The 18,289-nt window shown below is 68.9% G+C and carries 17 protein-coding genes; 10 read left to right on the forward strand and 7 right to left on the reverse strand.

Annotated elements, in window-relative coordinates; all coding sequences use genetic code 11:
* The first annotated feature begins 6 nt into the window (after positions 1 to 6).
* Complete coding sequence (locus tag CAP38_RS03210; RefSeq protein WP_086119412.1) at positions 7 to 903, forward strand: NAD(P)-dependent oxidoreductase; 897 nt, start codon at positions 7 to 9, stop codon at positions 901 to 903.
* Here the strand turns inward: CAP38_RS03210 and CAP38_RS03215 are convergent.
* On the reverse strand, positions 900 to 1,808 hold the full coding sequence (locus tag CAP38_RS03215; protein ID WP_086119413.1) for a LysR substrate-binding domain-containing protein: 909 nt from the start codon (positions 1,806 to 1,808) through the stop codon (positions 900 to 902). The genes CAP38_RS03210 and CAP38_RS03215 overlap by 4 nt on opposite strands.
* A gap of 105 nt (positions 1,809 to 1,913) precedes the next feature.
* On the opposite strand from CAP38_RS03215, the gene CAP38_RS03220 reads away from it, so the two are divergent.
* The 7 genes from CAP38_RS03220 to CAP38_RS03250 are packed head-to-tail and all read left to right on the forward strand — an operon-like array spanning position 1,914 to position 7,501.
* Positions 1,914 to 2,597 carry a substrate-binding domain-containing protein gene (locus tag CAP38_RS03220; RefSeq protein WP_086119414.1) on the forward strand — a complete coding sequence of 228 codons (684 nt, stop codon included), beginning with the start codon at positions 1,914 to 1,916 and terminating at the stop codon, positions 2,595 to 2,597.
* 28 nt (positions 2,598 to 2,625) lie between these two features.
* Positions 2,626 to 3,654, forward strand: a complete 1,029-nt coding sequence (locus CAP38_RS03225; RefSeq protein ID WP_086119415.1) for an amidohydrolase family protein — start codon at positions 2,626 to 2,628, stop codon at positions 3,652 to 3,654.
* Between the two features lie 14 nt (positions 3,655 to 3,668).
* A complete protein-coding gene (gene ligK, locus CAP38_RS03230) occupies positions 3,669 to 4,352 on the forward strand; it encodes a 4-carboxy-4-hydroxy-2-oxoadipate aldolase/oxaloacetate decarboxylase (RefSeq protein WP_086119416.1) in 684 nt (227 codons plus the stop codon).
* A 4-nt stretch (positions 4,353 to 4,356) separates the two neighbouring features.
* The gene (locus CAP38_RS03235; protein ID WP_086119417.1) at positions 4,357 to 5,289 is read left to right on the forward strand and encodes an amidohydrolase family protein; all 933 of its coding nucleotides are present in this window, start codon (positions 4,357 to 4,359) and stop codon (positions 5,287 to 5,289) included.
* 1 nt (position 5,290) lies between these two features.
* Positions 5,291 to 5,665 (forward strand): protocatechuate 4,5-dioxygenase subunit alpha, encoded by a 375-nt coding sequence (gene ligA / locus CAP38_RS03240; protein WP_086119418.1) that lies wholly within the window; start codon positions 5,291 to 5,293, stop codon positions 5,663 to 5,665.
* Between the two features lie 2 nt (positions 5,666 to 5,667).
* Positions 5,668 to 6,534, forward strand: coding sequence for a class III extradiol dioxygenase subunit beta (locus tag CAP38_RS03245; RefSeq protein ID WP_086119749.1), 867 nt, complete (start codon positions 5,668 to 5,670; stop codon positions 6,532 to 6,534).
* 1 nt (position 6,535) lies between these two features.
* Positions 6,536 to 7,501, forward strand: a complete 966-nt coding sequence (locus tag CAP38_RS03250; RefSeq protein WP_086119419.1) for a Gfo/Idh/MocA family oxidoreductase — start codon at positions 6,536 to 6,538, stop codon at positions 7,499 to 7,501.
* A 10-nt stretch (positions 7,502 to 7,511) separates the two neighbouring features.
* Here the strand turns inward: CAP38_RS03250 and CAP38_RS03255 are convergent, their stop codons facing one another.
* Positions 7,512 to 7,952, reverse strand: a complete 441-nt coding sequence (locus CAP38_RS03255) for a hypothetical protein (protein WP_143435744.1) — start codon at positions 7,950 to 7,952, stop codon at positions 7,512 to 7,514.
* Positions 7,953 to 8,040: 88 nt separating this feature from the next.
* On the opposite strand from CAP38_RS03255, the gene CAP38_RS03260 reads away from it, so the two are divergent.
* Positions 8,041 to 9,042, forward strand: a complete 1,002-nt coding sequence (locus CAP38_RS03260; protein WP_086119421.1) for an aldo/keto reductase — start codon at positions 8,041 to 8,043, stop codon at positions 9,040 to 9,042.
* Positions 9,043 to 9,048: 6 nt separating this feature from the next.
* On the opposite strand, the gene CAP38_RS03265 is transcribed toward CAP38_RS03260, so the two are convergent.
* The 4 genes from CAP38_RS03265 to dnaG all read right to left on the reverse strand — a co-directional run bounded on the left by CAP38_RS03265 (position 9,049) and on the right by dnaG (position 14,716).
* Positions 9,049 to 9,579, reverse strand: a complete 531-nt coding sequence (locus CAP38_RS03265) for a tetratricopeptide repeat protein (protein ID WP_086119422.1) — start codon at positions 9,577 to 9,579, stop codon at positions 9,049 to 9,051.
* Between the two features lie 24 nt (positions 9,580 to 9,603).
* Positions 9,604 to 9,903 (reverse strand): hypothetical protein, encoded by a 300-nt coding sequence (locus CAP38_RS03270; protein WP_086119423.1) that lies wholly within the window; start codon positions 9,901 to 9,903, stop codon positions 9,604 to 9,606.
* 252 nt (positions 9,904 to 10,155) lie between these two features.
* Positions 10,156 to 12,507 carry an RNA polymerase sigma factor RpoD gene (gene rpoD, locus CAP38_RS03275; RefSeq protein ID WP_086119424.1) on the reverse strand — a complete coding sequence of 784 codons (2,352 nt, stop codon included), beginning with the start codon at positions 12,505 to 12,507 and terminating at the stop codon, positions 10,156 to 10,158.
* Positions 12,508 to 12,805: 298 nt separating this feature from the next.
* Positions 12,806 to 14,716 (reverse strand): DNA primase, encoded by a 1,911-nt coding sequence (gene dnaG / locus CAP38_RS03280; RefSeq protein ID WP_086119425.1) that lies wholly within the window; start codon positions 14,714 to 14,716, stop codon positions 12,806 to 12,808.
* A gap of 66 nt (positions 14,717 to 14,782) precedes the next feature.
* Between dnaG and CAP38_RS03285 the strand changes: the two genes are divergently transcribed.
* The gene (locus tag CAP38_RS03285) at positions 14,783 to 16,447 is read left to right on the forward strand and encodes an acyl-CoA synthetase (protein ID WP_086119426.1); all 1,665 of its coding nucleotides are present in this window, start codon (positions 14,783 to 14,785) and stop codon (positions 16,445 to 16,447) included.
* Here the strand turns inward: CAP38_RS03285 and CAP38_RS03290 are convergent, their stop codons facing one another.
* Complete coding sequence (locus CAP38_RS03290) at positions 16,448 to 18,289, reverse strand: gamma-glutamyltransferase family protein (RefSeq protein ID WP_086119427.1); 1,842 nt, start codon at positions 18,287 to 18,289, stop codon at positions 16,448 to 16,450.

The raw sequence follows: 18,289 nt of genomic DNA on the forward strand, positions 1-18,289 counted from the left end.
CAAGGCATGGACCGCATCGGCATCATCGGTTTCGGCGAGGTCGGCCGCATCTTCGCAGCCGGGCTCAGGGCGGCGGGCGTGCGCGAGGTCGTCGCCTGGGACCTGAAGTTCGCCGACCCCAAGGTGGCCGACCAGGCCCGGGCTGCCGGCGTGCAGCCGGTCGGCGGCATGGCTGGCCTGTGCGCGCAGCAGCCCGGGCTCGTGATCTCGGCCGTCACGGCCTCCCAGGCGCTGCAGGTGGCGCAAGAGGCCGCGCCGCACATCGCACCGGGCACCGTGTTGCTGGACCTGAACTCCGCATCGCCGGGCACCAAGCAGCAGGCCGCTGCCGCCATCGACGGTGCGGGCGGGCGCTATGTGGAGGCGGGGGTGATGACATCGGTGCCGCCCTACGGCATCCGCGTGCCCATGCTGCTGGGCGGGCCGCACGCTGCCGGCCTGCTGCCGCAGCTGCAGGCCTGGGGCATGCAGGCGCAGGTGGCCAGCGAACGCCTGGGCGTGGCCTCGGCCACCAAGATGTGCCGCAGCGTGATGATCAAGGGCCTGGAGGCGCTGGTGCTCGAGAGCTATGCCACCGCCCGCCACCACGGCGTGGAAGACGCCATGATCGCCACCCTGCAGGAAACTTTCCCGGGCATCGACTGGCAGCGCCAGGGCAGCTACTTCTTCAGCCGGGTGGCCCAGCACGGCCAGCGCCGTGCCGAAGAAATGCGCGAGGTGGCGCAGACCGTGCGCGAAGCCGGCTTCGAGCCCTTCATGGCCAGCGCCATCGCCGACAAGCACCAGTGGATGGCCGACCAGGCCCGCGCCGGGCATTTCGTCGGACTGGTCGATCCGGCCTGGGCCGACTACGCCGACCGGCTGCTGGCGGCCCGTCCGGACACGCCGTCCGATCCCGCCTAACCGGGGCTGAGCACTTCCGCCATGGTGCGGCGGATGAGTTCCAGCGTGGTCTGCTGGGTGAGCGTGGCCGGCCGCTGCTGGCTGATGGCCAGACTCAGCCGGGTGCGCAGCGGCGGCAGGGTGGGCCGCAGCCGGTAGGCCGAGGGCCGGATCGAACCCAGCACCGCCTGGCGCGAGAGCAGGGCGGCCCCGGCCCCGTCGGCCACCAGTTCCAGGATGGCGGGCACGCCATCGATCTCCAGTGCCACCTGCGGCCGGCAGCCGATGGCCGCCATCTCGGTCTCCACCAGCATGCGCACCGCATTGGGCCGGCTGGGTATCACCAGCGGCATCTGGGCCACCTCTTCCAGCGGCACCGGCGCGGCCGGCGGGTCCTCGGCCAGGCCGGGCGGGCGGGGCTGCACCAGCCACAGGGTTTCCTCGTGCAGCGGGTGCAGGTCCAGCTCGGGCAGGGGCTGGGCGTTGTAGAGCACGGCAATGTCCAGCCGCCCGGTCAGCAGCCATTCCTGCATGGTGACCGACAGCGCCTCGCTGATCGACAGGCTGGCCTGCGGCAACTGCTGGCGGAAGGCACGGGTCAGCGGCACGGCCAGCACCTTGGCCAGGCTGGGCGGCAGACCGATGGCGACCCGCCCGGCCAGGGCGCCGCGCACCCGGCCCAGTTCCTCGCGCGCGCGTTCCACCTGGTGCAGGATGCCCCGGCCATGCTCGAGCAGCAGCTTGCCGGCCTCGGTGGGCGTGGCCCCGCGCCCGTTGCGCACCAGCAGGGTCTGTCGCAGTTCCACTTCCAGCAGGCGCACCTGGCGGGAGAGCGCGGGCTGCGCCACATCCAGCGCAATGGCGGCGCGGGTGAAGCTGCCGAGCTCGGCCACGCGCACAAAGTATTCAAGCTGCTTCAGATCCATGATGGGCCCATCATAGTTATTTGCTTTTGTTCTAGCTGCTAGGGGCGGCCTTGCCTTTGCCTGCGGCGGGGTGGTGGACACAATCGCCGCCAAGGTCCCAACACCATGAACCAGACACCCATCCGGGGCATTTCCTCCATGGCCACGCGCGCGCTGTTGGCCGAACTCACCGGCGCCTTCACGGCGGCCACCGGCCAGCCGGTGCAGATCGAATCGGTGGGCGGCGTGGATGCCGCCCGGCGGGTGGCCGCCGGCGAAGCTTTCGACCTCGTCGTGCTGGCCAGCGATGCGATCGATCGTCTCATCACGGCAGGCCATCTGGCCCCGGGCCGCGTCGACCTGGTGCGCTCGGCCGTGGCGGTGGCCGTGCCGCAAGGCCAGCCGGTACCGGATCTGGGCAACGAGGCCGCCCTGCGGTGTGCGGTGATGAAGGCCCCCACCATCGGTTACTCCACCGGTCCCAGCGGTGTGGCCCTGCAAGCGCTGTTCGCGCGCTGGGGTTTGTCCGACGAACTCGCCCGCCGCACGGTGCAGGCGCCGCCCGGCGTACCGGTGGCCTCGCTGGTGGCGCAAGGCCAGGTGGCACTGGGCTTCCAGCAGCTCAGCGAGATGCAGGATGTGCCCGGCATCACCCTGGCGGGCACGCTGCCGGCCGATGTGGCCATCGTCACCACCTTCAGTGCGGGCGTTCCCGCCGGCGGCCTGCCGCAGGTGCAGGCCCTGCTCGATCACCTGAATTCCACGGCCGCCGCCGAGGTCAAGCGCCGCCACGGCATGGACCCGGCCTGAGCCCCTTTCTTCTCCCGGAGACATTTCCATGATCATCGACTGCCACGGTCACTACACCACGGCACCCAAGGCGCTGGAGAACTGGCGCAACGCCCAGATCGCCGGCATCCAGGACCCGACCGTCATGCCGAAAGCGGCCGATCTGAAGATCAGCGACGACGAGCTGCGCGAGTCCATCGAGACCAACCAGCTGCGCCTGATGAAGGAGCGCGGCAGCGACATCACCCTGTTCAGCCCGCGCGCCAGCTTCATGGCCCACCACATCGGCGACTTCCAGGTCTCCAGCACCTGGGCCGCCATCTGCAACGAGCTGTGCTTCCGCGTCAGCCAGCTGTTCCCGCAGCACTTCGTGCCGGTGGCCATGTTGCCGCAGAGCCCCGGCGTGGACCCCGCCACCTGCATTCCCGAGCTGGAGAAATGCGTGCGCGAGTACGGTGCCGTGGGCATCAACCTCAACCCCGATCCCTCGGGCGGCCACTGGACCAGCCCGCCCCTGACCGACCGCCACTGGTACCCCATCTACGAGAAGATGGTCGAGCACGACCTGCCGGCCATGATCCACGTGAGCACCAGCTGCAACGCCTGCTTTCACACCACCGGCGCGCACTACCTCAACGCCGACACCACGGCCTTCATGCAGCTGATCCAGGGCGACCTTTTCAAGGACTTCCCGACACTGAAGTTCCTGATTCCCCACGGCGGCGGCGCGGTGCCTTACCACTGGGGCCGCTTCCGCGGTCTCGCGCAGGAGATGAAAAAGCCGCTGCTGGACACGCATCTGATGAACAACGTGTTCTTCGACACCTGCGTCTACCACCAGCCCGGCATCGACCTGCTTAACACCGTGATTCCGGTGAAGAACGTGCTGTTCGCCTCCGAGATGATCGGCGCGGTGCGCGGCATCGACCCCACCACCGGCCACTATTACGACGACACCAAGCGCTACATCGAGGCCAGCACCATCCTCTCGGCCGACGACAAGGCCGCCATCTATGAGAAGAACGCCCGCCGCGTCTTCAGCCGCCTCGATGCGCGCCTGAAGGCCCAGGGCCACTGAAACGGAGACCCAGCATGTACGAACTCGGTGTGGTGTACCGCAATATCCAGCGCGCCCCGCAGGAAGCCGCTGATGGCCTGGCCGCCCTGGGCAGTGCCACGGTGCACGAGGCCATGGGCCGCGTGGGCCTGCTCAAGCCCTACATGCGCCCGATCTACCCCGGCGCGCAGGTCAGCGGCACGGCGGTCACGGTGCTGCTGCATCCCGGCGACAACTGGATGATGCATGTGGTGGCCGAACAGATCCGCCCCGGCGACGTGGTGGTGGCCGCCGTCACGGCCGAATGCACCGACGGCTACTTCGGTGACCTGCTGGCCACCTCGTTCCAGGCGCGTGGCGCGCGGGCCCTGGTCATCGATGCCGGCGTGCGCGACGTGCGCACCCTGCAGGAGATGAACTTCCCGGTCTGGAGCAAGTGCATCAGCAGCAAGGGCACCATCAAGGCCACCCTGGGCTCGGTCAACATCCCGGTGGTGTGCGCCGGCATGTGGGTCTCCCCGGGCGACGTGATCGTGGCCGACGACGACGGCGTGGTCTGCGTGCCCGCCGCCCGTGCCATGGAGACGCTGGCTGCCGCCCGCAAGCGCGAGAGCTTCGAGGGCGAGAAGCGCGCCAAGCTTGCCAGCGGCATCCTGGGCCTGGACATGTACCAGATGCGCGAACCCCTGGCCGCTGCCGGCCTCAAGTACATCGATTGATCCCATGAGCCTCCCCACCACCGGCGAATTCACCAAGACCCCTGGCTGGCTCGACTGGTACCAGGGCCCGAGCCGCCCGCGCTTTGCCCTGCCGCCCGGCAGCGTGGACGCGCACTGCCATGTGTTCGGGCCCGGCGCGCAGTTTCCGTATGCGCCCGAGCGCAAGTACACCCCGTGCGACGCCAGCAAGGCGCAGCTGTTTGCCCTGCGCGACCAGCTGGGTTTTGCCCGCAACGTGATCGTGCAGGCCACCTGCCACGGCGCCGACAACCACGCCCTGGTGGACGCCTGCCGCAGCAGCGGCGGCCGTGCCCGCGGCGTGGCCACCGTGCGCCGCAGCATCACCGACACCGAGCTGCAGGACCTGCACGATGCCGGTGTGCGGGGCGTGCGCTTCAACTTCGTCAAGCGGCTGGTGGACTTCACGCCCAAGGACGAGCTGATGGAGATCGCCAGCCGCATCCAGCCGCTGGGCTGGCATGTGGTCATCTACTTCGAGGCGCAGGACCTGCCCGAGCTGTGGGACTTCTTCACCGCCCTGCCCACCACGGTGGTGGTGGACCACATGGGCCGGCCCGACGTGAGCAAGCCGCTGGACGGCCCGGAGTTCGCGCTGTTCCTGAAGTTCATGCGCGAGCATCCCAACGTCTGGAGCAAGGTGAGCTGCCCCGAACGCCTGAGCCTGACCGGCCCCAAGGCCCTGGCCGGCGAGCAGGCGGCCTACCGCGACGTGGTGCCGTTCGCCCGCACGGTGGTCGAATCCTTCCCCGATCGCGTGCTGTGGGGCACCGACTGGCCGCACCCCAACCTGAAGGACCACATGCCCGACGACGGCCTGCTGGTGGACTTCATCCCGCACATCGCGCCCACGGCCGAACTGCAGCACAAGCTCCTGGTGGCCAACCCGATGCGCCTGTACTGGCCGGAGGAGGTCTGACATGGCCCTGGACAAGCCTTACCTGGGGGTGCCCGGCACCACCATCTTCGATGCCGACCAGTCCCGCAAGGGCTACTGGCTCAACCAGTTCTGCATGAGCCTGATGAAGGCCGAGAACCGCGAACGCTTCAAGAAGGACGAGCGCGCCTACCTCGACGAATGGGCCATGACCGAGGAGCAGAAGCAGGCCGTGCTCGACCGCGACCTCAACCGCTGCATTGCGCTGGGCGGCAACATCTATTTCCTGGCCAAGATCGGCGCCACCGACGGCAAGAGCTTCCAGCAGATGGCGGGCTCCATGACCGGCATGAGCGAAGACGACTACCGCCAGATGATGATCAACGGCGGCCGCGACCCGAAGTGGGGAAGGACCTGAACATGGCACGCATCACCGCATCGGTCTACACCTCGCACGTGCCCGCCATCGGCGCCGCACTCGACCTGGGCAAGACCCACGAACCCTACTGGCAGCCGGTGTTCGCCGGCTACGACTTCGGCCGGCAGTGGATGAAGGCGCAGAAGCCGGACGTGATCTTCCTGGTCTACAACGACCACGCCACGGCCTTCAGCCTGGACATCATCCCCACCTTTGCCATCGGCACGGCCGCGAGCTTCCAGCCGGCCGACGAGGGCTGGGGACCGCGTCCGGTGCCCCTGGTGCAGGGCCATCCGGAGCTGGCCTCGCACATCGCGCACAGCGTGATCCAGCAGGACTTCGACCTGACCATCGTCAACCGCATGGACGTGGACCATGGCCTGACCGTGCCGCTGTCCCTGATGTGCGGTCCGCAGGACCCGGTGCAGGGCGCCTGGCCCTGCCCGGTGATCCCGTTTGCGGTCAATGTGGTGCAGTACCCGGTGCCCAGCGGCCGGCGCTGCTTCCAGCTCGGCCAGGCCATCCGCCGCGCCATCGAGAGCTTCGACCAGGACCTGAATGTGCAGATCTGGGGCACCGGCGGCATGAGCCACCAGCTGCAGGGGCCGCGCGCCGGCCTCATCAACCGCGAGTTCGACAACGCCTTCCTCGACAAGCTGGTCAACGACCCCGAAGCCGCTGCCGCCATCCCCCACATCGACTATGTGCGCGAGGCCGGCAGCGAAGGCATCGAGCTGGTGATGTGGCTCATCGCCCGCGGTGCCATGGCCGATGTGGCCGGCGGCTCTCGCCCTCGCGTGGCGCACCGCTTCTACCATGTGCCCGCCAGCAACACGGCGGTGGGCCACCTGATCCTGGAGAACACCTGACATGACCGACAAGACCATCAAAGTGGCACTGGCCGGTGCCGGCGCCTTCGGCATCAAGCACCTGGACGGCATCCGGAACATTCCGGGCGTTGAGGTGATTTCCCTCATCGGCCGCGAGCTCGACAAGACCCGCGAGGTGGCCGCCAAGTACGGCATCGGCCATGTGACCACCGAGCTGTCGGAGTCGCTGGCCATGGCCGAGCTGGACGCCGTCATCCTGTGCACCCCCACCCAGATGCATGCGGAGCAGAGCGTGGCCTGTCTGAAGGCCGGCAAGCATGTGCAGGTGGAGATTCCGCTGGCCGACAGCCTGGCCGGCGCGCAGGCCGTGGTCGACCTGCAGAAGCAGACCGGTCTGGTGGCCATGTGCGGCCACACCCGCCGCTTCAACCCCAGCCACCAGTACGTGCACCAGCGCATCCAGCGCGGCGAGTTCCACATCCAGCAGATGGATGTGCAGACCTATTTCTTCCGCCGCACCAACACCAACGCCCTGGGCCAGCCGCGCAGCTGGACCGACCACCTGCTGTGGCACCACGCCGCGCACACGGTCGATCTGTTTGCCTACCAGTGCAACAGCCCCATCGTGGCGGCGCACGCCATGCAGGGGCCGATCCACCCCGTGCTGGGCATTGCCATGGACATGAGCATCCAGCTCAAGGCGGCCAACGGGGCCATCTGCACGCTCTCGCTGAGCTTCAACAACGACGGCCCGTTGGGCACCTTCTTCCGCTACATCGGTGATACCGCGACCTACATCGCGCGGTACGACGATCTGTTCACCGGCAAGGACGAGAAGATCGATGTGAGCCAGGTGGACGTGAGCATGAACGGCATCGAACTGCAGGACCGCGAGTTCTTCGCCGCCATCCGTGAAGGCCGTGAGCCCAACGCCAGCGTGGGCCGCGTCTTCGACTGCTATCGGGTGCTCCACGAGCTGGAGCGGCAGCTGGCCGCGCAGGGCTGAGGGCGCCGGTTCAGAGCAGCCCCAGGGCGCCGAGGGCCACCATCACCGCCACGGCGGTCAGGCTGCTGTCGTGCAAGCCGCCGTCCGAGGTGTTGGCGGGCGGGTGGGGCAGGGGGCCGGAAGACGGGACGCTCGATGGGTGGCCGTGACCGACGCTCCACGCCGCCGCCACAACGCCTGCCGCGATGAGGGTGGCCGATGCCGCCATGAACAGGCTCTCGGCCCTGGGCATCGACGGCACCCAGGCGGTCCCGCTGCCGGTGGCTGGCAGACCGTCGTCGGGCGTGCCGAAGGTCCCGGTTGCCTGATGCTGCCCGGGGGCCGGTTCCGCCGGAAGGGGCGTTCCGGTGCCGGGGTGGTCGGCTTGCAGGCGCGTGTCGTTTCGGGAGAGGCTGTTGCTGAGCATGGGATTCTCTTTCTCGGGTGATGGATGGTTCATGGTGTTGACCATGGACGGTCCTGAGTGCAATCCCCGCCGCCCCGGTTCCCTCCATCGAAGCGCCGGATAATCCGGCCCGGTCTGTCCCCTCGTTCCTGCCATGCAACATCGATCCCTCGGTCCCTTCCGCGTCTCGGCCATCGGCCTGGGCTGCATGAACATCTGCCACGCCTATGGCGCGCCGGTCTCCGAGGCCGAGGTCGAGCGCCTGCTGCTGACCGCCCTGGACCATGGCGTGACGCATTTCGACACCGCGGCGCTGTACGGCTTCGGTGCCAGCGAGCGCGCGGTGGGTCGGGTGCTGTCGGCCCACCGCAGCCGCTTCACGCTGGCCAGCAAGTGCGGCATGCAGGGGGTGGACATCCAGGGTGACGGCCAGCTGGTGCGGGTGATCGATGGTCGTCCCGAAACCCTGCGCGCCACCTGCGAGGCTGCCCTGCAGCGCCTGCGCACCGACGTGATCGACCTCTATTACCTGCACCGCTGGGACCGGCAGGTGCCGATCGAAGACAGCGTGGGCGCCCTGGCCGATCTGGTGCAGGCCGGCAAGATCCGGGCCATCGGTCTGAGCGAGGTGTCGGCCCCCACCCTGCGCCGCGCGCATGCGGTGCACCCCATCGCCGCGTTGCAGACCGAGTACTCGCTCTGGACCCGCAACCCCGAGATCGCGGTGCTGCAGGCCTGCCGCGAGCTGGGCGTGGGTTTCGTGGCCTTCAGTCCGCTGGGCCGGGGCTTTCTGGCAGGCCCGGTGGATCCGGCCACCTTCGACGCCAAGGACATCCGGCGCAGCATGCCGCGCTTCCAGGGCGAGCACTGGACCGCCAACCAGGCACTGCTGGCGGACTACCGCCAGCTGGCCGCCGAGGCGGGGTGCTCACCGTCGCAGCTGGCCCTGGCGTGGCTGCTGCACCGGGGCAGCGACATCCTGCCGATCCCCGGCACCGCCCGGGTGGATCACCTGCTGGACAACCTGGGCGCCGATGGGGTGGCCTTGAGCGCCGGTCTGCTGGAGCGCCTGGAAGCGCTGTTCGGCCCTGGTGCGATCCGTGGCGACCGTTACGGCGAGCAGGCCCGAGCCGAGGTGGACACCGAGACCGTGTAGGCCGGCTCAGCGCCGCAGCCGGTCGGCCAGGTGCGCCGCCGCGCTCTGCAGATGCCGGTGGGACGGATCGCTGCGTGAGATCTCCACGCAGGCATCCAGGCATTGCAGGGCTTCATCCCGGTGCCCGGTTGCCAGCAGGCATTCGCCCAGGCGCAGCAGCGGGCCCGGGCCCGGGTGGTCGCCCTGGTGCATCAGGCAATGCGTGAAGGCCGGCAGGGCCTCGGCGGGGCGCCCCATGCGTTGCAGGCAGGTGCCCAGCCGGTACGACGCCGAGGGGTCGCATGGCGCTGCCAGCAGCAGCCGGGTGGCCAATGGCAGGGCCTGCGACCAGCGGGCCTGCTCCATGAGCAGGTCCGCGGCGGTCTTGAGCGCGGCAATGTCGTCGGGCTGCTCCTGCGACCCCTGCAGGGTCTCCATCAGCCGCTCCTGCACATCCGATGCCGACCGTGCCGTGCCGACGAGCCCGTCGAGCTGCTCGCGCGACCGTTCGATCAGATGGCGCAGGTCGGGGTCCGGGGGAAGGTGGTGGTCGATCACAGGTCACCTGGCAGGACCGGGATGTCACAACAGGCCCAGTGCCGACAGGGCGGCTCCCAGGGCCAGCGCGGCGAGCGCGTCGGGCGTGGCGGCAGGACTGGCGGTGGCATTGGCGTGGCCGGCCGGGGCTGTCGCAAGCGCCACGGCGCCGGCGATCACGCCGAGCACCGAGCACACGATGCCGCAGACCAGGGGCACGATTTCTCCACAGGCTTCGCCGGTGTAGCCGTCGAGCGCGGTGGCGGGCGATCCGGACCCGGTGGTGACCACCGATCCTTCGGCCGGCTGTTGGCGATCGTCATTCGATCCTGAGGCGTTCGTCATGGGTGAATGACTCGAGAAAGTGCTCGCGCTGACACCATTGCTGGCAGCGATCATGGTTGTTCTCCTGAGAGGGTTTCAAGGGCAGGTCAGCAGTGGCACTGACCAGCCCTGGGTGGCAGTTTTCGAGGCCTCCGTTCCACGTCGGTCGATCCGTCGGTCGACCTGTCGATCGGCGGTTGCCAGCGCCGAATGGACGAAAAAAAGGGCTGTGCACCGCACAGCCCTTCGGGGGATGACCGGACCCGGTCTTGATCAGAGCGAGTCGATGAAGCTGCGCAGCTTGTCGCTGCGGCTGGGGTGCTTGAGCTTGCGCACCGCCTTGCTCTCGATCTGGCGGATGCGCTCGCGCGTCACGTCGAACTGCTTGCCTACCTCTTCCAGCGTATGGTCGGTGGACATCTCGATGCCGAAGCGCATGCGCAGCACCTTGGCTTCACGCGGCGTGAGGCTGTCGAGAATTTCCTTCACCACTTCGCGCAGGCCGGCCTGCATCGCGGCCTCGATGGGCGCGGTGTTCGCCTGGTCTTCAATGAAGTCGCCCAGGTGCGAATCGTCGTCGTCGCCGATCGGGGTTTCCATCGAGATCGGCTCTTTCGCGATCTTCATGATCTTGCGGATCTTGTCCTCAGGCATCTCCATCTTCTCGGCCAGGATGGAGGCATCCGGCTCGAAACCGAACTCCTGCAGATGCTGGCGCGAGATGCGGTTCATCTTGTTGATGGTTTCGATCATGTGCACCGGGATCCGGATGGTGCGCGCCTGATCGGCAATGGAGCGCGTGATGGCCTGGCGAATCCACCAGGTGGCGTAGGTCGAAAACTTGTAGCCGCGGCGGTATTCGAACTTGTCCACCGCCTTCATCAGGCCGATGTTGCCTTCCTGGATCAGGTCCAGGAACTGCAGGCCGCGGTTGGTGTATTTCTTGGCGATGGAGATCACCAGGCGCAGGTTGGCCTCGATCATTTCCTTCTTGGCATCGCGCGAGGTGGACTCACCCTGGTTCATCCGCTTGTTGATGTCCTTCAGATGCGTCAGAGGCACCACCACGCTGCTCTGGATGTTCATCAGGCCCTGCTGCAGCTCCTGGATCGGCGGGATGTTGCGCTCCATCACCACGCTCCACGATTTGCCGGAGGCGGCCTGCTTCTCGACCCACTTCAGGTTGAGCAGGTTGGCCGGGAACTCGGCAATGAACTTCTCCTGCGGCATGCCGCACTTGTCCACGATGATGCGGCGCAGCTCGCGCTCCTTCTTGCGCACCTCGTCGACCTGGGTGCGCAGCGTGCTGCACAGCTTCTCGATGGCCTTGGCGGTGAAGCGGATGGTCATCAGCTTCTCGGTCAGGGCCTGCTGGGTCTTGATGTAGTTGGCGCTGCCGTAGCCTTCCTTGTCGTAGATCTTGTGCAGCTTCTCGAACAGGGCGCGCATGGCATCGAAGCGCTCCAGTGCCTCGCGCTTGAGTTCCTCGAGCTTGCGGGTCAGGGCCTTGGAGCCGCCCTTGCCATCGTCGTCGTCGGCCTCGTCGTAGTCGTCGAAGTCTTCCTCGGCCACGTAGTCGTCGGCCTCGTCGGCGTCGGCAAAGCCGTCCACCACCGTGGAGATGACGACCTTGCCTTCGCGGATCTCCTCGGCCATGGTGAGGATCTCGGCGATGGTGGCCGGGCTCTCGCTGATGGCGGCCATCATGTCGTTGAGGCCGCCCTCGATGCGCTTGGCGATCTCGATCTCGCCCTCGCGGGTCAGCAGTTCCACCGTGCCCATCTCGCGCATGTACATGCGCACCGGGTCGGTGGTGCGGCCGAATTCGCTGTCCACGGTGGACAGGGCGGCTTCGGCTTCCTCTTCCGCTTCCTCTTCGGTGGCGGCGGTCGGGCCGGTGTTGTTCAGCAGCAGGGTTTCGGCATCCGGCGTCTGCTCGTAGACGGCCACACCCATGTCGTTGAGCAGCGAGACCACCACTTCCAGGGTCTCGGCCTCGACCAGCTTGTCGGGCAGGTGGTCGTTGATCTCGCCGTGGGTCAGGTAGCCGCGGGTCTTGCCCAGCTTGATCAGGGTCTTGAGGCGTTCGCGCCGGCTGCGGGCTTCCTCTTCGGACAGGACGGTCTCGTCCAGGCCGAATTCCTTCATCAGCGCGCGCTCCTTGGCCTTGCTGATCTTCATGCGCAGCGGCTTGGCCTTCTCGGTCGGCTGTGCGTCGCCGGTGGAGACTTCCTCCACCACCTCCTCGGCCAGGTCCTCTTCAATGTCGCTCAGGTCGGCATCGTCCAGATCGCTGGCTTCCTTGGCGGCGGCCTTGGGCTTGCGGCCGCGTTTGGCGGCCGGCTTGTCGGCGGCCGGTGCGGCGGCCTTGGCCGGGCGGCCAGGCTTCTTTTTGGCGGCCGGTGCCGCCGCTTCGTCCAGCAGGGTGTCTTCCACCACCTCGGCCTTGGCCTTGGCGGCCTTCGTGGTCTTGGCGGGGGCGGCCTTGGCCGCAGCCTTGGCAGGGGGTTTCGTCGTCACAGCAGATGCTTTCTTCGGCGGGGTTGCCGGGGCTGCCGCAGCAGAGGCCTTGCGGGCGGGCTTGGGGCTGGCAACGACGGGCGTACTGGACTTCTTCGCGGGCATGGGCACCTCAAAAAAACGTCAACGGGAACCGGGAAACACAGACCTCAAACGCCGGCAGGACCGCCAATGCGGACTTGTCAGGGATGGGGTTGAAACAGGGGCGACCCCCATGGACCGGCGCGAACCGGAGCAGGCGGGTCTGCAAGCTGGTGGGCGATCATTTGGTGTGCAGTCCTTGCGGGGAGTGCCGGGGCCCGTGGGGCGCCCGGTTGGCCAGGAGGGTCTTCCATGCAGCCCGTATCAGGGGCCAGGCCGTTGCCGGAGGTGCTGCTGTCGCGCTTGCGGTGCAAGCTGTGGATTATACCGGCGCGCTGGCCGCCAGGGCCTGCAGCTGGGCATTCACCCGGCGGTATTCGTCCAGGGCGGCGGAGTCGCCGGCGGCCACCCGGTCGGCCAGGGTCCGGGCCTCAGCCTCCAGGAAATCGCGCCGCAGCAGCTGCATCACGCCGGCCAGTTCGGCCAGCTCGGCCTGGGGGTCGTTGCCGGCGGTGGCCTGTTCCACCTGGGCGCACACATAGGCCTCGTGTTCGTGGCCGCGCAGGGCTTCGCGCAGGACGGCCCAGGGCTGCGGGCCGTGTTCGTGCAGCTGGGCCTCCAGCCAGGCGAACACCGGCCCGTGGGGGGCATCCAGCAGGCCCAGCCGGTGGTGGTCGTCGGCCGACAGGCTGTCCCAGGCATGGGCATTGGCCAGCAGCAGGCCGACGGCCCGGTCGGCCCGGCTGGCCACGCCGCGCCGCTGGCCCGGCAGCCGCCGGGTGGCAGGACGGGGTGCACTGCCGTAGCCTTGCGGGCTGGGCCGGTGGGCCGGGCCGTCGTTGGGTCGAAAGCGCGATTCGCCCCGGGGTCCGTTGCCGCTGTTGCTGCGGCCCGACTCGGTGCGCGGGGCGCCGCGCACCGGCGCCTGCCAGAGCTGCAGCAGATCCTGGCTGTCCAGGGCCACGGCGTCGGCGATCTCGCCGATCAGCTGGCGCTTCAGCGCCCCGTCGGGCAGGGCGGTCCACAGTGGCCGGGCCTGGCTGGCCAGGCGGGCGCGGCCTTCGGCGGTGGCCAGATCGCAGTCGGCCGAGGCGGATTCGAGCAGGAAGCGCGACAGCGGCACGGCGTCCTTGACCCGGGCGGCAAAGGCCTCGGTGCCGTGCTCGCGGATGAAGCTGTCCGGGTCGTGTTCGGTCGGCAGGAACAGGAACTTCACGCTGCGCAGGTCGGTCGCCAGGGGCAGGGCGGCATCGAGCGCCTTGCGGGCGGCGCGGCGGCCGGCGGCGTCACCGTCGAAGCTGAACACCACCGCGTCGGTAAAACGGAACAGCTTCTGCACATGGTCGGCCGTGCAGGCGGTGCCCAGGGTGGCCACCGCGTTGGCAAAGCCGAGCTGGGCCAGGGCCACCACGTCCATGTAGCCCTCGGTGACCAGGGCATAACCGGCATTGCGGATGGCGGTGCGGGCCTCGAACAGGCCATAGAGCTCGCGGCCCTTGCTGAACACCGGCGTCTCGGGCGAGTTGAGGTACTTGGGTTCGCCCTTGTCCAGCACCCGCCCGCCAAAGCCGATGCATTCGCCCTTGACATTGCGGATGGGGAACATGATGCGGTCGCGGAAGCGGTCGTAGCGCTTGGCCTGGCCGGCCGCATCCTTCTCGTCGGCGTGTTCGATCACCAGGCCCGACTCCACCAGCAGCGGCTCCTGGTAGTCCGGGAACACGCTGGCCAGGTGGCGCCAGCCCTCCGGCGCGTAGCCCAGGCCGAAGGTCTTGGCGATCTGGCCCGACAGGCCCCGGCCCTTGAGGTAGTCGATGGCCCGCTGCGCACCGCGCAGATCCTTCTGGTAGGCCTGGGCGGCCTTCTCGAGCACGCCGGTCAGCGTGATCTGCTTCTGACGCTCCTGGGCGGCGCGTTCGCGGTCCTGGGGTGAGGCTTCGTCCTGCGGCACCTGCAGGCCGACCTGCTGGGCCAGGTCCTTCACCGCCTCGATGAAGCTCATGCCGGCGTGCTCCATGAGGAAGCCGATGGCATTCCCGTTGGCCCCGCAGCCGAAGCAGTGGTAGAACTGCTTGGACGGGCTGACGCTGAACGAGGGCGACTTCTCGCCGTGGAACGGGCACAGCCCCATCAGATTGGCGCCACCCTTCTTCAGCTGCACGTAGCGGCCCACCACATCGACCACGTCGACACGGCTGAGCAGCTCCTGGATGAAAGTCTGAGGAATGGCCACCGGGGTATTCTCGCGCAAGCCTTCCCAGGCCGACCCGCTGTTCCAACGATATCCGGAGACCCGACCGTGACCCAGCCGACCGCCGCCCCCAGCATCTTCGACCAGGACCTGCCGCGCAACGAGGCCAACTTTGCGCCGCTGTCGCCGCTGAGCTTCATCGAACGCACCGCCGAGGTCTACCCGGACCGGCTGGCCATCGTCCACGGCAGCCTGCGCCAGACCTGGGGCCAGACCTATGCCCGCTGCCGTCAGCTGGCCAGCGCCCTGCAACGGGCCGGCGTGGGCAAGAACGACACGGTGGCGGTGATGCTGCCCAACACACCGCCCATGGTGGAGGCGCACTTCGGCGTTCCCATGGCCGGTGCGGTGCTCAATGCACTGAACACCCGGCTGGACCCCGAGACGATTGCCTTCATGCTCGACCACGGCGAGGCCCGGGTGGTGATCGTCGATCCCGAGTTCAGCGGCACCATGGCCAGGGCGCTGAGCCTGCGCCAGTCGCAGCGACCCATCCTGGTGATCGACGTGCAGGACGAGCTGTTCACCGGCGGCCACGGCCCCATCGGCAGCACCACCTACGAGGCCTTCCTGGCCGGCGGCGACACCGGCTTTGTCTGGCAGCTGCCCGGGGACGAGTGGGATGCCATCTGCCTGAACTACACCAGCGGCACCACCGGCAATCCCAAGGGCGTGGTCTACCACCACCGGGGCGCGGCCATCAACGCCATCTCCAACGTGCTGGAGTGGGACATGCCCAAGCACTCGGTGTACCTGTGGACGCTGCCCATGTTCCATTGCAACGGCTGGTGCTTCCCGTGGACGGTGGCCGCGCGGGCCGGGGTGAACGTGTGCCTGCGCCGGGTCGAGGCCCAGGCCATCTTCGATGCCATGCGCCAGCACGGCGTCACCCACTACTGCGGCGCGCCCATCGTGCATGGCCTGCTGGTCAATGCGCCGGCGGCCCTGAAGGCGGGCGTGCCGGCCGGTGTGAAGGCCATGGTGGCCGGTGCCGCGCCGCCGGCATCCATGATCGAGGGCATGGAGCAGATGGGCTTCGACCTGACCCATGTGTACGGCCTGACCGAGGTGTACGGCCCGGCCACCGTGTGCGCCAAGCACGAGGCCTGGGACCGCCTGGACATCGGCGAGCGCGCCCGCCTCAATGCCCGTCAGGGCGTGCGCTACCACCTGCAGCGCGACGTGCGCGTGCTCGACCCGCAGACGATGCAGCCGGTGCCCCAGGACGGCGAGACCATGGGCGAGATCATGTTCAAGGGCAACATCGCCATGAAGGGTTACCTCAAGAACCCCAAGGCCACGGCCGAGGCCTTTGCCGGCGGCTGGTTCCACAGCGGCGATCTGGCGGTGCAGTACGGCGACGGCTACTTCAAGATCAAGGACCGCAGCAAGGACATCATCATCAGCGGCGGCGAGAACATCTCGTCCATCGAGGTCGAGGACGTGCTCTACCGCCACCCCGATGTGCTGGCCGCCGCCGTGGTGGCCCGGCCCGACCCCAAGTGGGGCGAGACGCCGTGTGCCTTTGTGGAGCTCAAGGCCGGCGCCACCACCCGACCCGAAGACATCGTGGCCCACTGCAAGCAGCATCTGGCCGGCTTCAAGGTGCCGCGCGCCGTGGTGTTCGGCGAACTCCCCAAGACCAGCACCGGCAAGATCCAGAAGTTCGAACTGCGCAAGCAGGCCGGATCGGCAGCCGCCATCGACGTCTGATCAGTCGCCGGCCACCGCCCCTTCGCGGCGCGGGTCGGCGCCGCCCAGCCAGGCGCCATCGCGCCGCACCAGCGCCTGGGCGCCGCTGGTGAGTTCGCCTTCCTGCACCGTGTGGCCGCGCTGGCGCAGCTTGTCGGCGGTGGCGGCCGGGAAGCGACCCCCCTCCAGCACCAGCGGCCCGCCCAGCGTGCCGAAGTTGGGCAGGTCGACAGCGGCCTGCGGATGCAGGCCCCACTGCAGCACGCCGTGCAGCACCTTGGCGGTGTAGGGAATGATGAAGCTGCCCCCGGGGCTGCCGGCCGTCAGCAGTGGCTCGCCGGAGCGCTCGTCGAACACCAGGGTGGGCGCCATCGACGAGCGCGGTCGCTTGCCCGGCTCCACCCGGTTGGCCACCGGCAGGCCCTGCGCGTCCCTCGGGCTGAAGCTGAAGTCGGTCAGTTCGTTGTTGAGCAGGAAGCCGCCCGCACGGGCCGGTTGGGTGGTGACCATGCGCCGGCTCCCGAAGGCCGCCTCGATGGTGGTGGTCATGGCCAGCACATGGCCCTGGGCGTCCACCACGCCGAGGTGGCTGGTGCCCCATTCGGGCTGATCGGGCATGGGGGCCCAGCTCAGGGTGGTCCGCCCCGGCCGGCCCGGCCCCACCCGGGGCGCGCGTTGCGGGCCGATCAGCCGGGCGCGCTGGTCCAGGTAGTCGGCATCGAGCAGGCTGCCCCAGCGGCCGGCCGGGGCGGGCACGAAGTCGGGGTCGGCCAGGTACTGGCCCCGGTCGGCCATGGCCAGCCGCGAGGCCTCGGTGAAGAAGTGCAGCCATTCGGCGCTGGGCCGTCCGTCCTGCAGCGGCCAGGCGGCGGCCGGCGTACGGGCCATCAGGCCCAGCATCTGACCCACCGCCACCCCGCCCGAGCCCGGCGGCGGAAAACCGCAGATGCGCAGATCGCGCCCGTCGGCCCTGTGGCGGTGGCACAGGGGTGCGCGGCGTTTCGGCTCGTACCGCCGCAGGTCGTTCAGGGTCATGGCACCGGGCAAGGGATCGCGCTGGACGGCCGCGACGATGGCACGCGCCACCGGCCCGTCCTGCAGCGCACGCGGACCGAGGATGGCGATCTGCCGCAGCACCTCGGCGTATTCGGGATTGCGCAGCCGATGGCCCACCGGGTGGGGCGTGCCGTCGGCGCGGTAGAAGTAGGCCCGGGCCACCGGGTCCTGCCTCAGGGCCGGGTCGAGCGCCAGCAGGGTGTGCAGCCGGTGGCTCACCTCGAAGCCTTCGCGGGCCAGGCGGATGGCCGGCTCGAACAGGTTCACCCACGGCAGGCGGCCATGGTCCCGGTGGGCCAGCGCGAGCATCGCCACCGTGCCCGGCACACCGACCGCCCGGCCGCTCACCACCGCCTGTTCGAACGGCAGGGGTCGACCCTCGGCATCCAGAAAGAGCTGCTCGTTGGCGGCGGCGGGTGCGGTCTCCCGGCCGTCGTAGGCCACCACGCGGCGCCCGTCGAAGTGCAGCAGGAAGGCGCCACCGCCAATGCCGCTGGACTGAGGCTCCACCAGCCCCAGCACCAGCTGGGTGGTGATGGCCGCATCCACCGCGCTGCCGCCTGCCCGCAGCACATCGGCACCGGCCTGGGCCGCCAGCGGGTGGGCAGCGGCCACGGCCTGGCGTTCGTGGCGCCAGCCGGGCTGTGCACCCAGGCCGGAAGCGGCTTCTGGGACGCCGGGGAGCAGGGCGGCCGCGCGGGGCGGCGACGCCGGTGCCGCCACTGCAGGGGTTGGCGGGGGCGCGGGCGGCAGGCCGGCGGTGCACCCGGCCAGCAGCAGCGACACCAGCAGCGTCGCCCGGACCAT

The organism is Hydrogenophaga sp. IBVHS2, from assembly GCF_002127215.1.
Classification (GTDB): domain Bacteria; phylum Pseudomonadota; class Gammaproteobacteria; order Burkholderiales; family Burkholderiaceae_C; genus Hydrogenophaga.

Excerpts from the sequence above, each read along its gene's own strand:
- CAP38_RS03270 (WP_086119423.1), bottom strand. The coding sequence starts at position 9,903 with ATGACGAACGCCTCAGGATCGAATGACGATCGCCAACAGCCGGCCGAA.
- CAP38_RS03235 (WP_086119417.1), top strand. The coding sequence starts at position 4,357 with ATGAGCCTCCCCACCACCGGCGAATTCACCAAGACCCCTGGCTGGCTC.
- CAP38_RS03210 (WP_086119412.1), top strand. The coding sequence starts at position 7 with ATGGACCGCATCGGCATCATCGGTTTCGGCGAGGTCGGCCGCATCTTC.
- ligA (WP_086119418.1), top strand. The coding sequence starts at position 5,291 with ATGGCCCTGGACAAGCCTTACCTGGGGGTGCCCGGCACCACCATCTTC.
- CAP38_RS03220 (WP_086119414.1), top strand. The coding sequence starts at position 1,914 with ATGAACCAGACACCCATCCGGGGCATTTCCTCCATGGCCACGCGCGCG.
- CAP38_RS03245 (WP_086119749.1), top strand. The coding sequence starts at position 5,668 with ATGGCACGCATCACCGCATCGGTCTACACCTCGCACGTGCCCGCCATC.
- CAP38_RS03215 (WP_086119413.1), bottom strand. The coding sequence starts at position 1,808 with ATGGATCTGAAGCAGCTTGAATACTTTGTGCGCGTGGCCGAGCTCGGC.
- CAP38_RS03260 (WP_086119421.1), top strand. The coding sequence starts at position 8,041 with ATGCAACATCGATCCCTCGGTCCCTTCCGCGTCTCGGCCATCGGCCTG.
- CAP38_RS03290 (WP_086119427.1), bottom strand. The coding sequence starts at position 18,289 with ATGGTCCGGGCGACGCTGCTGGTGTCGCTGCTGCTGGCCGGGTGCACC.
- rpoD (WP_086119424.1), bottom strand. The coding sequence starts at position 12,507 with ATGCCCGCGAAGAAGTCCAGTACGCCCGTCGTTGCCAGCCCCAAGCCC.
- CAP38_RS03250 (WP_086119419.1), top strand. The coding sequence starts at position 6,536 with ATGACCGACAAGACCATCAAAGTGGCACTGGCCGGTGCCGGCGCCTTC.
- CAP38_RS03255 (WP_143435744.1), bottom strand. The coding sequence starts at position 7,952 with ATGGTCAACACCATGAACCATCCATCACCCGAGAAAGAGAATCCCATG.
- CAP38_RS03225 (WP_086119415.1), top strand. The coding sequence starts at position 2,626 with ATGATCATCGACTGCCACGGTCACTACACCACGGCACCCAAGGCGCTG.
- ligK (WP_086119416.1), top strand. The coding sequence starts at position 3,669 with ATGTACGAACTCGGTGTGGTGTACCGCAATATCCAGCGCGCCCCGCAG.